The organism is Gloeotrichia echinulata CP02 (assembly GCA_038087035.1).
GTDB classification, from domain to species: domain Bacteria; phylum Cyanobacteriota; class Cyanobacteriia; order Cyanobacteriales; family Nostocaceae; genus Gloeotrichia; species Gloeotrichia echinulata.
On sequence record CP051187.1, the window covers coordinates 2175001 to 2189131 of the forward strand.

Annotated in this window: 11 protein-coding genes and 1 pseudogene (1 of these 12 cut by a window edge); 7 read left to right on the forward strand and 5 right to left on the reverse strand. The window is 41.4% G+C overall.

All coding sequences use genetic code 11. The annotated features are described in order from the left end of the window. On the forward strand, positions 1 to 162 hold the final stretch of the coding sequence (locus HEQ19_09520; GenBank protein WYL99725.1) for an IS5 family transposase. The gene continues 279 nt to the left of window position 1, outside the view; only the last 162 of its 441 coding nucleotides appear in the window; its start codon lies off the left edge, out of view; it ends in the stop codon at positions 160 to 162. On the opposite strand, the gene HEQ19_09525 is transcribed toward HEQ19_09520, so the two are convergent. After that, positions 157 to 1212 (reverse strand): DUF3492 domain-containing protein, encoded by a 1056-nt coding sequence (locus HEQ19_09525; protein WYL99726.1) that lies wholly within the window; start codon positions 1210 to 1212, stop codon positions 157 to 159. The two genes, HEQ19_09520 and HEQ19_09525, sit on opposite strands and share 6 nt — an antisense overlap. Before the next feature lie 793 nt (positions 1213 to 2005). Between HEQ19_09525 and HEQ19_09530 the strand changes: the two genes are divergently transcribed. The 3 genes from HEQ19_09530 to HEQ19_09540 all read left to right on the forward strand — a co-directional run bounded on the left by HEQ19_09530 (position 2006) and on the right by HEQ19_09540 (position 6784). After that, entirely contained in the window at positions 2006 to 3298 is a 1293-nt protein-coding gene (locus HEQ19_09530; protein WYL99727.1) for a recombinase family protein, read from the forward strand. A gap of 776 nt (positions 3299 to 4074) precedes the next feature. Next, positions 4075 to 5688: a glycosyltransferase family 39 protein gene (locus HEQ19_09535; protein WYL99728.1), complete on the forward strand. Its 1614-nt coding sequence runs from the start codon at positions 4075 to 4077 to the stop codon at positions 5686 to 5688. Between the two features lie 175 nt (positions 5689 to 5863). Continuing rightward, positions 5864 to 6784, forward strand: a complete 921-nt coding sequence (locus tag HEQ19_09540) for a ribonuclease D (protein WYL99729.1) — start codon at positions 5864 to 5866, stop codon at positions 6782 to 6784. A 36-nt stretch (positions 6785 to 6820) separates the two neighbouring features. Here the strand turns inward: HEQ19_09540 and HEQ19_09545 are convergent, their stop codons facing one another. Continuing rightward, complete coding sequence (locus tag HEQ19_09545) at positions 6821 to 7036, reverse strand: hypothetical protein (protein ID WYL99730.1); 216 nt, start codon at positions 7034 to 7036, stop codon at positions 6821 to 6823. A gap of 619 nt (positions 7037 to 7655) precedes the next feature. Here HEQ19_09545 and HEQ19_09550 point away from each other — a divergent pair. Further along, positions 7656 to 8498 (forward strand): tetratricopeptide repeat protein, encoded by an 843-nt coding sequence (locus tag HEQ19_09550; protein ID WYL99731.1) that lies wholly within the window; start codon positions 7656 to 7658, stop codon positions 8496 to 8498. Between the two features lie 189 nt (positions 8499 to 8687). Here HEQ19_09550 and glmS read toward each other — a convergent pair whose 3' ends face one another. The 3 genes from glmS to HEQ19_09565 form a co-directional block, all read right to left on the reverse strand. Continuing rightward, positions 8688 to 10589, reverse strand: a complete 1902-nt coding sequence (gene glmS, locus HEQ19_09555) for a glutamine--fructose-6-phosphate transaminase (isomerizing) (protein ID WYL99732.1) — start codon at positions 10587 to 10589, stop codon at positions 8688 to 8690. 43 nt (positions 10590 to 10632) lie between these two features. Beyond that, entirely contained in the window at positions 10633 to 10821 is a 189-nt protein-coding gene (locus HEQ19_09560; GenBank protein WZI67158.1) for a hypothetical protein, read from the reverse strand. Between the two features lie 73 nt (positions 10822 to 10894). After that, complete coding sequence (locus HEQ19_09565) at positions 10895 to 12100, reverse strand: ISL3 family transposase (protein ID WYL99733.1); 1206 nt, start codon at positions 12098 to 12100, stop codon at positions 10895 to 10897. Positions 12101 to 12178: 78 nt separating this feature from the next. Here HEQ19_09565 and HEQ19_09570 point away from each other — a divergent pair. Continuing rightward, positions 12179 to 12517 (forward strand): annotated as a pseudogene (locus HEQ19_09570) (nitrilase). Positions 12518 to 12656: 139 nt separating this feature from the next. Then, on the forward strand, positions 12657 to 14069 hold the full coding sequence (locus tag HEQ19_09575) for an aldehyde dehydrogenase family protein (GenBank protein WYL99734.1): 1413 nt from the start codon (positions 12657 to 12659) through the stop codon (positions 14067 to 14069). Positions 14070 to 14131 lie beyond the last annotated feature (62 nt).

A 14131-nucleotide genomic window follows, 5' to 3' on the forward strand; every position in this document is an offset into this window, starting at 1 on the left:
CGACGTGGCCCTTTTAACCGTGAAATCTACCGTCAACGCAACGTTGTCGAACGCGCTATCAACAGACTCAAACAATTTCGCCGTATCGCCACCCGATATGAAAAACTTGCAGCCAATTATACAGCTATGATTACGATCGCCTCCATTTTGTTATGGTTATAGTTTGAAAACACGCCCTAGCCCCCATAAATAGAATTTAGGGGCTTGCTCGGCGTGGATAACTCGGTCACGCACGATAGCAGCTGCGGCTATTAAATCTAGCTGACCTTTAAGAGGAAAAATCAAGCCCATGTTCATGACTTGAGGACGTTCTTTAGGTACAGGAGGGGTGGGATGATAGATGTTTGGATCAGCCCCGTTGTAAATCACCTTGATTTTGTGGTCAGGGATACCCCACCAACGTTCCCAACGAGCATTATATTCACAAACTGGAGAAATTTGATCGGCATAGTGATAGTTGAGTTTTACTATTGTCCCCATTAATCGATACAAGAATTGACGCACAAATAGGGAAGAGATACTGCGATTTAAATTTAAATATTGCTCTCGAATATTGATACCATGCTCAGTCAGAAGATAAGGAGTACCTCGCTCTAACTTGGCAATGATACAGGGTAAGCCACAAAAAGCAGCGGCTGAGGAATGGGTGATATCGGTTTTAGGAACAGGGATATGAATCGGAATAAGAAACCGATAAAGTAAGCGCATGGCTTCCGTCTGTTCTATGAGTTTGATTGCAGTAGAATGGAGTAACGGATGCCAATGAGTAGCAGTTAAACGTTTGAAACTTGACCATATCAGTTTCCCCTCCATTGTTTTGTGATAGTCATAACGCTGAAAGTATTTGTAAATTGCCAGCATGATGTAGCCCAATTGCTCGATATCTTCTTCGGCAAATAAGACTGCTGTTAAAAACCGCTCAAATAGAGGGATAAACTTAGTAGCAATTACCCTTTCTGTTGTTTGTAATTTGCTTTTGAAGGCTTGAGAAAATGGGAACCGCCAAGAGTATTCTACAGGGTCTTCTGTTCCCCACAAAGGCACTTTAATCAGTTGCTTGACATTATCTGGTAATTTATACCTTAGCTCTAGGTAAGGATTAGCGGCGATCGCAAACAGATGAAAATCAAGCTCTGGAAGTTGATTGGTGAGGACATCACACCATGTACTTACGCCTCCCTTATGGTAGGGATAAGTCCCTTCAGTGGTCAATAATACAGAGAGTCTTGGTTCTTGCGTACTTAACGTGCTAAATTTTTAATTACAGTCGATAACTTTGTTTTAAAATCAAGGCTTACAGGCGCTTATAGCCAAAATTTTAATCATCAGACCTAAAAGGCAGTAAATAATGGCTGTCATCTTATCCCAGCAAGGAGTTCAAGCTTATTTTTCAACATATTTAGCACGCTAAGTACGCAAGAACCGTTTTGAGCCGAAGCATGAGGACGATATCCGGCTGTAAATTTGCTAGTTGCTCAATCGCACTCTTGCCTTTTTGAGTTGTTGCGATTACCTCTAAATCCAAATGTGTATCTAATAGAGAGAGCCAGTATCTTTATTTTTGGTCATCTACTAGCAGAATACGAACTATGTAAACATCAAGGTGCTTTGATGAAAATTGTATGGATAATTAAATTTTTTATTGGATGCCAAACAGAGATATAATGTTGTGTAATTGGAAACATTACTATCTATATTATGGATAATTTTCGATATAAACCCATTAACATTACCCTGATTTTCACCTCGTATTAAGAAGAAAATTATTTAATCAATACCAATGATTATATATACTTAAATGAATATATTTAATAAGAATTAGTGAAGATTCTTTGGTTATATAGCAAGCGCCAAGGAAGTTTGGGCATAAACTGGAAGTGGCCTCTTTTGTTTTTCTGCAGAGCGCGATGGTCGCTCCGCGAACCGCCGTAGGCATCACTGTACATACGCCCAAACCTTAAAGTTACGATCTTCCCCTACATAGCAAGATCCCCCAGGGTGACAAATGAAAATCTTCGCCTACGCTTACAGTGATCCTTTACTAGAATCTTCTGTTGATCCCAATAATTGGGGATGGGAGGTCGATGGCGTCTATCATGATTTGGGACAGCGATCGCAGTTACAACAATTATTCACTGATTGCAAATCTGAACCAGTAGTTTATCTGCTCATCCGCCGCTTGGAAGAATTGGGTGATACTGTCAAGGAAGTGAGCGATCGCCTGAATGAATTAGAAGCGATAGGTGTGGTGATAATTGCTACTGAACAACCATACACTTCAGAAAATGGCAATCTCCGCGCCGAGTTGCTGAAATTGCTCCAAGAAATCCAACGTCAGCAGCGTAGTCGCCGCATCCGCCAAGGACACGCCCGCAAGCGTCTGGATATCGCCCCCCCACCCGGTAAACCGCCCTATGGCTACCGCAGAGGTAAAGAAAAATATATAATAGACCGCAGTACATCCCCAGTAGTGAAAGATTTTTTTGAAAATTTCTTGCTTTATGGTTCCCTGCGGGGCGCTGTGCGTTATTTGGCAAAAAAATATGGTAAGAAAATTTCTGTCACCACGGGACGACGTTGGTTGACTAATCCAGTTTATCGGGGTAATATTGCTTATAATAATGGGGAAATTATATCCAATACCCACACTCCCATAATTTCCCAGGAAGAAGCAGCCCAAATTGACCGACTGTTACGCCGTAATAGTCGTTTACCATCTCGGACTGCTAGTGCGCCGCGTTCGCTAGCGGGATTGGTTGTTTGTGGTCAATGTCAGTCACATATGACTGTTAGCCGTGTTACCCAACATCGGCAAAACAAAGAGTATCTTTATTTACGTCCTATTAGCTGTCACCAGAGCCAGAAATGTCGCGCCATAGCCTACGAAGAGGTTTTACAACAGACAATTACCACAGTTTGTCGTGATTTACCCTTGGCAGTAGCGGGGCTGAATTTTCCCCAGTTGGATGCGATCAAAAATAGTTTAGGGGAGGCGATCGCCCGTCAGCAAGATATATTAACTCAGTTACCCGCTTTAGTAGAAACTGGCGTTTTAGATCAGGAAACAGCCAAGTTAAGAGCATACAAACTCCGCACAGAAATTTCTGCCCTTCAAGCCAAACTAGCGACTCTCCCACCAGTAAACTTGCGTTCTGTAGCCCAAGCTGTTTCGATTCCGCAATTTTGGTTAGACTTGTCGGAAGCGGAGAGGCGATTTTATTTTCGCGAATTTATACGCCAAATTGAGATTATTCGCCAGGATAAGCAGTGGGACTTGCAAGTTATTTTTATTTTTTAACCAAGGTCAACCAATTTTGGATTAACCCCGAACACAAGGGTACCTTGCTCAAGGATTTTTGATTTTGGATTTTGGATTTGTTCCGCTAAAGCGCAGAGGCGCAGAGATCCCAAAGGTAAAAAATAATATAAAAGAGTAAAAGTAGGTATTAAATAATCGTTAATTATGTAATTTTATCTTGGTACTTGGTTAACTTTTGCACCAGAATTAATATTTATAATTTCCGACAGAGAGTAGTAATAAAAGTTGCAGACATAATGTATGAAACCCCACTATTTTTGTTACTGCTAAAAGTAGTATAGTGATACCTCACTAGCCAAAAAGATGGCAATTAATTGTCTCAAAGGATGATGATTATAGGGTTATCCACCTTGACGGTAAAAACTTCTACAACCATCTACGTCTAATGCGGTTAGTTCTTTCTGCCTTAAATTATCCACTGAATTTCTGATGGTAACAAACTAAAAAATCTATAAACAGAGGTTAAATATATTGTGACATTAAAGATAAAAGAGAGATTCACTGCCAGAGCATATAAGAGACAAAAAATGAGGATATATATGTATTATTTGTATCTTATTAAGCAGGGATATTATTGATAAATTCTGGTAAAAACATCAGGGTAATTTCTCAAATAAATTACTAATTAGAAAAAATTGAGTTAATTTTGAATCTACCAATTGCTAACTAAACATGTTGTTACTGGGTGACAACATTAGAGATTGGGTTTAGTCTCTATGCAATCAAACCAGCAAGCAAAATGATCATCACAGAATATGCAAGAAAGAAGCTTTGTTTGGGGTCATCTAGGAAAACAGCATCGTGCGGCCCAGAAATGGATTGATGGGGTATGGCTGATAGTGCTGCTTGTGGCTGCAGTGTTGCTGTTTAGCGTAAATCTTGGGGGATCAGCGCTGCGAGATTGGGATGAGGGTACTGTAGCGCAAGTAGCCCGTGAAATTTGGCGTGCGCCAGCGGATTCAATGGGTTGGCTGTATCCAAAACTGGGAGGTGAACCATATCATTACAAACCGCCTTTGATGCACTGGCTAATTGCTTGGGCTTATTCCTTAGGAGGTGTCAATGAATGGACAACACGCTTACCAGGAGCAATCCTCACAGCAATTTCAGTACCATTACTGTATAGTATTGGGCGAGAAATATTTCGCCAACGTTCCGCTGCTACTTATAGCGCCCTAATTTACCTCACACTACTACCGGTAGTGCGTCATGGGCGATTGGCGATATTGGATGGGGCCGTGGTAAGTTTTTTGATGGTGATGATGTTGTGTGTATTGCGATCGCGCCGAGATTTACGTTACTGTTTGGGTGTGGGCATTGGTTTGGGTTTGATTTGCCTAACCCAAGGCATTTTCGGCAGCTTGCTGAGTGCGATCGCCATTGTATTTCTATTTTGGGATACACCACGACTACTCACTAGTTACTATCTGTGGACAGCAATCCTCATTGGAATTGCGCCTGCTATCGCCTGGTATGGTGCCCAATTGCTGCACTATGGTCACACTTTCATCCAGGTGGGAATTTTAAATCAATCTTTCTACCGGACAGCTTTTGCGGCTAATTCCAGACCACCTTGGTACAATCTCCAAGAAATCATCATGTACACATGGCCTTGGTTACTGTTTTTACCTCTAAGTCTGCGTTTCACCTGGGAAAATCGTAACCTTAGCTGGGCAAAACTCATACTGGTGTGGACTGGTGTTTATCTGCTGATAATTTCCTTGATGGGTACCAAACTTTCGTGGTACTTATTGCCGATTTACCCTAGTTTAGCTTTAGCATTGGGTGCCCAGTTAACAGAAACAGAAAACTGGCCTTTCCTGTCATCTTATCCCCGGCCTTGGGTGGCTGGTTTGGCAATCCTGGCTGTGGTAGGTTCTGCTGGTAGCATGATTGTTACCTGGGGTACAGAACCGAAATCCGAATTACAGATGATTTTCGCCGTAGTTGCTCTAACTATGACTTTAGCATCTATTTTGGCAGAGCGCGGCGATGCACAATTTCTCAAGATTTTGTTTTGGGGAAGTTATATTTCACTACTGCTGTTGATGAAATCCCACTACTGGGTTTGGGAATTATCCGACGCCTATCCAGTTAAACCAGTCGCTACGATGATTTTACGGGTAAATCCAGCCGTTCAAAAGATTTATACATCTTGTCTCTACAGGCGTCCATCCTTGGATTTTTATAGCGATCGCACTATTACTCCAGCTTCGGTGAGTGAACTGCAATATTATTGGCATTACAATGGACAACCCTACTTTCTACTTCATGTATCTGTTTATAAAAATCTCCAACTAGATTCAATGAAGGTAATTGGCGAAGCTGAAGGTTGGCAATTGGTTACAAAAGATACTAATCGCTTATAAGCCTCATCCCCACAACGGTATTTGTATCATTACAGGACTTATTTGCATAAGTCCTGTTAAAATTGCAGGTGCTATCACAAAGAAAAAGCCAAGGCACTCCCAAGTAATCACATTTCAATCAAAATGAGAAGAATCCAGAGTGCTGTAAACTGCATTTGTATCCTTGATACTTCCTATGCCATACCTTACTTCCGCCAGAGAAATTCGGAGAATTGTTGCTGAATATACAAAAGCCCAAACTTTGTGGATAGATACAGAAGTAGCTGACTATAAAAGTCGTCATCCCAGACTATCACTGATTCAGGTATTAGATAATCCCACCGATTTGAGTGGTGATCGCGTTAGCCTTCTGGATGTATTGGATCAGCCAAATTTGGTAGCTGAGTTTATTGACCAAATTATGCTAAATCCTGACATTGAGAAGGTATTTCATAACGCTAGTTATGACCTAAAATACTTGGGTGGCAAGGAAGCTAAAAATATCACTTGCACTTTAGAAATATCTAAAAAGATTCCCTACTATCTCTTACCATTACCTAATTATCAACTCAAGACTTTAGCTACAGAACTTTGTAAATTTAATAATATTGATAAACAAGAACAAACCAGCGATTGGGGACAGCGGCCTTTGAGTGAAGAACAGATAGAATATGCTTATCTTGACTGTATATATCTGGCTCAAGTCCATTTACAATTGCTAGAATTGCAATCGAAAATTAACACCGATCCCGCAACGGAAGATTTAACAGCCCTCGGTAGAAGATACAGTCAAATTGAACAGCAATGGAAGCTATTAAATTCAGAATTAGAGCATCTGCAAGAACGGGTGAAAAAAGCTATGCAGGCTCAGGATGTATCTGAAACTTCTTATTTTCAGCTTAATAGTTCCGAGCGCAAAACCGTAAAAGTGCAGTTTGCTGAATTGGCAAGACTAGTAGAAACTACAGGTATTGATTTAGATTTGTCTGTCACACTGACTCAGAAACTTCAAAAAGATTTAGGCAAAAACCTGGAACAATTATCTGTAGATATCGACGCCACTACTTCTTGGCGACTGACTTCCAAATCCCAAGAAGCTGAAGTAGAAGAGGAATGAGTAATGAGTAATGAGTAATGAGTTATGAGTAATGAGTTATGAGTAATGAGTAATGAGTAATGAGTAATGAGTAATGAGTAATGAGTAATGAGTAATGAGTAATGAGTAATGAGTAATGAGTAATGAGTAATGAGTAATGAGTAATGAGTAATGAGTAATGAGTAATGAGTAATGAGTAATGAGTAATGAGTAATGAGTAATGAGTAATGAGTAATGAGTAGTAACGGTCATTCCCCGTGTAGACCAGAACACATAAAAAACTCCAGCCACACTTCTCTACGTTCCCTACGGGACGCTACGCGTAAGCGAAGCTATGCCGCAGGCTTTACGCGTAGCGTGTCGTAGACAGAGGCTACGCCTAGCAAGATCCACGTAGTGGTACGACAATCTCGGGGAATGGGGAATGGCTTTGATTCACCAATACCCGGCGCCTGTCGCCCAAAGTCCCCAGTCCCTATATAAAACCACCCTGCTTGTTGAGAGGGTCGCCGGAGAAAACTTAATATAGATGAAGATTTGAACAAAAAGAGCTAAAATGGTAATTAGAGAAAATTTAAAACGTATAATAAAACCGTAAAAAATAGACGCTTGCGGTCTAGAATACTACGTATGGAAAGTGGGAGAATAAATCAATCAATTGGCTAATCCGAACATTTTATACTTCATTACAGCTAACGGCAAATTCTCCAGTATGCGTCTTATCACTTCACACTTTATTGTAAAAATGACCGTTAATTAAACCTAGATAATGTGAGGGAAGCATCTCAATTGAAGTTGCACCTCTACGAAAAATTAGAATCAATTGTGAGTTGAAACATTCCTAAATTTCGTACTAAGTGAATCCAGGTATAATAACGGTTGAGAACAACTTATGAGCATGGGATTATTTGAGCCAAAATGGATAGGATTTGTCAGAGCATTTGTGATTGCAGTGCTTACCGGATTAACTGCGATTACAAGTCTTTCTTGTAGTAAAAATACTGAAGTATTGGTAACAGAAATCGGAGTCAGTCCTCCTAGCCGTCGTTCAGCAAAAACATCGAAAGCTGGGAATTTGTATATTCAGGGACAAAAACAGCAAGCCCAAGGCGACTCACAAGCGGCGATCGCTTCCTATACTAAAGCAATCAGCCTAGATCCAAAATATGCTGCAGCGTACAAAAACCGGGGATTAGCCTACTTTGATTTAGGAAACAAACAGGCAGCGATCGCCGATTATAACGCAGCACTCGGCATTAATCCCAACGATGCCGAAGCCTACAATAGCCGAGGAAACGCCCGCGCCTCCAATGGAGACAACAAAGAGGCTATCGAAGATTACAATCAAGCAATTATCCAAGCCCCTAACTATGCCGAAGCTTACAATAATCGGGGGAATGCTCGCGCTTCCACTGGAGACAAAAACGGCGCCCTCAATGATTACGAACAAGCCATCCGCATCGACCCCAAATATGCTATCGCCTACAATAACCGGGGAAATACTCGCGCCGCCAAAGGAGATCAACAAGGGGCGATCGCGGATTATAATCAAGCCATTCGCCTCAATCCCAACTTTGGCCCCGCCTACAATAACCGAGGAAACGCCCGCGCGGCCTCTGGAGACAAAGCGGGAGCCATCCAAGACCTACAACGAGCCGCAGATATCTTTCAAAACCAAGAAAACAAAGACCTATACCAACAAGTGATGAACAATCTCAAAGAACTTGGTCAATAGCCTATCTGTCCCATTCTTTTTTCAAATTGGTATAACCCTCAAATTTGCTTTTAGCCACAAAAATTCTCCTGTAGATGCTGACACATCGACCTACAGGAGAAATTATACAAATTTTTTTGTTATACAACTTTATTATTTATTGTATAACTTTATTATCCCTCCACATCTGATTCAGCAACGCCTACAAAACTATTCTACTGTTACACTCTTAGCTAGGTTTCTTGGCTGATCGACATCCAAACCACGACGGGCTGCAATGTGATAAGCCAATAATTGCAGAGGTATAACAGTGAGGATAGGGGACAGCAATTCATCTACTGTTGATACAGGGAGCAAATCGTTAAATATCTCCGCAGCTTCGCCATCGGTGACAGGAGTCACGCCAATTAAACGGGAATCTCTGGCTTTGGCTTCTTGGGAGTTAGAAATCACTTTTTCATAAACACTACCAGGAACTGCGATCGCCACTACTGGTACTTTAGCATCCAATAGGGCGATGGGTCCGTGTTTCATTTCGCCGGCGGGATACCCTTCAGCATGAATGTAGCTGATTTCTTTCAATTTCAAAGCACCTTCTAAAGCAATGGGGAAGTTAATTCCTCTTCCCAAAAAGATGAAATCTTTGGTTTCTGCAAAGTCATGGGCTAGGTGTTCGGTTAAACTTTCTTGACTCGCCAAAGTTTCTTCAATTTCCTTGGGAATCTGTCGCAACCCTGCAATAATTTCGGCTAATTTATCTGGGGAAATTGTCTGACGACGGGCTGCTAAATCTAACGCTAAAGCGTAAAATGCCATCAGTTGGGCGACAAAGGTTTTCGTCGCCGCTACGCCAATTTCAATTCCTGCTAAGGTACTAATGATATGCGGTACTAGATGACCAAGGCTGCTTTCTGGGCGGTTGGTAATCCCTAATAGTCGCGCTTGATACTGGGCTTCTTTGCCTTGACGCCGTTCTTTCTCCATCGTCAAAGCTGCAAGGGTATCAGCCGTTTCACCCGATTGGGTGACACCAATAGTCAACGTATTCGCTGTCAATGGTGACGGTGCATAGCGATACTCAGAAGCATAGTGGACTTGCGTAGAAATTCCTGCTAATTGTTCAATTAAATATTTGCCTACCAAAGCAGCGTGCCAACTGGTACCACAGGCGACAATTTGAATTTGGGCTAAATCTGCGTAAAATTCATCAGGTAAGCCCAGATTAATTGGCGACTGCTCAGATGCAGTTGAATTACCATCATTGCTAAAGTAAGCTGCTAAACTAGCTCTGACTACTCCTGGTTGCTCGTAAATTTCTTTGAGCATGAAGTGTTTGAATCCCTGTTTTTCCACCATCGTGGGATTCAAATTCAGCAATCGGGGTTGTTTTTTCAACCTGTCGCCGGCAAAATTGTAAACCTCAACGCCTAAAGGTGTGAGCCGGGCAATTTCGCCATTCTCCAAGGGTAGCACAGCACGGGTGTAAGCTACTATCGCCGGTGTGTCGGAGGCGCAGAAAAACTCTCCTTGACCAAAACCAATTACCAGGGGCGCTTGTTGTCGGACTACAATCAGTTCATCTGGGTAGTCTGCAGAAATAGCTGCGATCGCAAACGCCCCCTGTAGTTTGTTAACGGCTTGGCGCACTGTCTCTAAAAAAGGAGAGGGTGAGGTAGCCAGATGGGGAAATGGGGGATTTTTGAGAAATTCGGCGATTAGATGGGGGATAACCTCTGTATCTGTCTCGGAACGAAACTCATGTCCTTTTTGTTTGAGTTCCTCTCGCAACTCCCGATAGTTTTCGATAATACCATTTTGCACCACTGCAATTCGCAGCGCCGTATCCATATGAGGATGGGCGTTGTGTTCTTCTGGTTTACCGTGAGTCGCCCAGCGAGTGTGACCTATACCAATTCGGGCGGGGGTTTCTATAAGTTCCAGTTTAGAACGCAGGTTATGCAATTTGCCCTTAGCCCGCACACAATGAACATCACCTTCCCAAACGGTAGCGATTCCCGCAGAATCGTACCCCCGATACTCCAGTTTTTCCAGCCCAGCCAGTAAAATTTCTGTCGCTGCTTGAGTTCCGATATATCCAACGATTCCGCACATTTAAGTCACCACTCCCTGTTGAGGATGAATGAACTACCCCATCTTACTTCGTTGAAGATGGGGTTTCTACATCCCCATCAGTAAGTTGAGATTTTTGACGTTTCCTCTGACTTAGTTGCTTGAGACTTCCAGTTTGCTTGCGCTTACTGGTGTCTGAAGTAGAGCTAAAATCATCTACGTCACAGAGGTTAGTTCCTAACCCCTGTAGATTCTTTGAATGCCAAAGCAACATCACTTCTGCTGATGTTATATCCCTTTGTTGGGTATATCCACAATTCCGGCAAACATGTTCGGCTCTTGCGTACTTAGCGTGCTAAATTGATAGGATAATGCCAAGAAAGTAAAGCTCTAATCTCAAAATTACGAAAGTTTCTAAATCCAAATCCACTTCGCTTTATTAACTTCAGTTTATTATTTATTCCTTCTACTACTCCACTGGTAGTCCTTCGTTCAAAATATCCGACTATTTCTCCAAACCACCGTTTAATTGTCTGCACACTTCTTTGATAATATGGTTCAGCTTTTTTTAACCAATTGATTAATTCTAGCGTTCCCGTTACCACATTTTTATTGTCTTCAAATAAATTGTGAAAATCTTCTTTTAATGAATGCATTCTAGCTATTAAAGGAGAAGCTTGTTTAATTCTATTTAATTTATCTTTTTGCTTTTCGGTGAGCTTATTCTCGGCTTTTAGAATTGTAAATTTATTTCCTTTTAAACTTTCAAATACTTTTTTTCTTTCCGGGGCATTTAACTCAGATGCTATTTTATTTTCTGCTATCCTAGCTCGATTTAATTCTTCATGTACTAATTTAGTAACATGGAACCTATCTACCGTTACAAGGGCGTTTGGACAAATCTTCTCAATTAAAGATTTATAATTGCCTGTCATATCAATACTTACTTCTTCTATTTGTGACAAAACTTTTTCTCCCCACATTCTCATGGTTTTTTTGATTTCAATTTGTTTTCTTTCTTTTACTAAACCTATCAATTTACCTGAATCTATATCTACTAGCACGACAATAAATTTTCCTTGTCCTTTGACCAAACTAATTTCATCTATTCCTAATCTTCTTAAATCTTTGACATCTATTGGCATCACATTTTTAGCTACATCTTCAAGCATTGATATGACTTCTTCATTAGTTAGTCCATTATTTCTTGCCACATTACTTACATTACTATTAATCACTTGTTTGATAATATATTCCGCATATCGGTATGTATACCTCTTTCTTGCTCCTAGAAAATCTAGCTTTTCATTAAATGTTTTTCGGCATTTTTTACACTTGAATCTTCGTCTATTGACATTCAGTATTACTTCAAAATCCCCCATCGGTAAATCTTTCACTAAACATTTTTGATTTTGATGTAAATGTCTTGAGTTTTGACCACAGTGTGGGCACGATGCACTTTTCGCTTTTTTACCTACTGATAGAATTAGGACTTGACCCTCTTGTAGGCTTGATTCTACTAATACTTCAGGCAAATTTAGGAGTTGAGTCATTATTCGTTTCATAATTTATTTTATTAAACATTATTAAAAAATATCTTAACATTTTAGCACGCTAAGTACCCAAGAACCAATACTGCAGGCATTGTAAATATCCCCATCCCCGCCGGTTCTGTAGATGGTGGTTCTAAAATCATTGACCATCGCGAAATCGTTCTAGCAAAAACAGGTGCAGGCGAAAGCATGGCAGCATTTGCAGAGATAGACCTGGCAGCCTTAAGACGCGATCGCCGCCGACCAGGGTTAAATAATTTACTGTCACGCCAGCGATTTGAATTATATGCCCAAAGTTACAGCCAGTCGCAATTTTATCCACCAAACACTATGCTGGAAGGAGAAATAGACCGTAAACACTTCATCCAAACCCAGCAAGCAACGATTGCACGCCTAGCAGAGTTGGGCGTGATTTAATAGGGATGGAGAGATAGGGAGAGTGGGGAAATGGCGAGAGTGGGGAAGTGGGAGAATAATTAATACCTCATGCCCAATACCCAATGCCCCATACCCCATGCCCAATGCCCCATGCCCAATGCCCCATGCCCTATGCCCTATGAATAAATCAATAGAAGTTCGCAACCCCAGGACGGGAAAATATGACTATGTAATTATACCGCCACCAGCGAAGTTGTTGGCACAGCAATGTAACCGCTTACGCAGATCGCAAGTACGCTGGCAACAGATTGGCATAGAAAGGAGAATAGAAGCATTACAATTGTGGAAAGAAGCCATATTGTCTGGACGCGAACAACTGAAAGAGGCTTTGGTCAATGATACTGGCAGATTGTCAGTCTCCTTAGCGGAAATTGACTCCTTCCTCTCCACCATTGACCGTTGGTGTAAGTTAGCACCAGATTTACTGCAAGAATCTCCCCGAAACACTAGTATTCCCTTTATCTCACTGCTACAAACAACCGTTCCTTATCCCCTCGTTGGGGTGATTAGCCCGTGGAATTTTCCCCTATTACTATCTACGATTGATACCATTCCAGCGTTGCTGGCGGGTTGTGCGGTGATTGTCAAACCCAGTGAAATTGCTCCCCGGTTTGTAGCACCACTCATAACAGCACTGAATACAGTTCCTAATTTGCGTGATGTATTAAATTTTGTTGAGGGAGCAGGGGAAACCGGATCTGCTTTAATTGAAAATGTAGATTTGATATGCTTTACAGGCAGTGTAGCGACAGGACAAAAAGTTGCAGTAGCAGCAGCGCAAAACTTTATCCCGGCTTTTTTAGAATTAGGAGGTAAAGACCCGGCGATTGTTTTAGAATCAGCCAATTTAGAATTAGCAACATCAGCAATTTTATGGGGTTCAGTCGTCAACACTGGACAGTCATGTTATTCAATTGAAAGAATTTATGTTGCTGAATCTATATTTGATAAATTTGTGGAATTACTGACAGCCAAAGCCAAACAGTTAAAATTAGCTCATCCCACAGTTGAAAGTGGAGAAATTGGGCCAATTATTGCCGAGAGACAGGCTGCAATTATTAGCGACCATCTCCTAGATGCAGTAGAACAAGGTGCAGTCATTCACTGTGGCGGCCAGGTTGAAGAATTAGGAGGGGGTTGGTGGTGTCGTCCCACGGTTTTGACCAAGGTCAACCATTCAATGAAAGTGATGACCGAAGAAACTTTTGCTCCTATTATGCCGGTGATGCCTTTTTCTACAATTGAAGAAGCGATTAATTTAGCAAATGATTCAAGTTATGGGCTGAGTGCGGCTGTATTTGCTGAATCAGAAGAATTAGCAATAGAAGTAGCCCAGCAAATAGATGCAGGTGCCATCAGTATTAATGACGCCGGTCTCACCGCTATGATGCATGAAGGAGAGAAAAATTCCTTCAAATTCTCCGGTCTTGGTGGGTCGCGCATGGGTCCGTCATCATTGAAACGGTTCCTGCGAAAAAAAGCCTTATTGATTAAAACCAACTCTACCAGTGACCCTTGGTGGTTTGATTAATTGTCAAATCTGGTTTTTGGGTATTATGCTATATCAAGTGAACAATCAATATTCCCAAGACT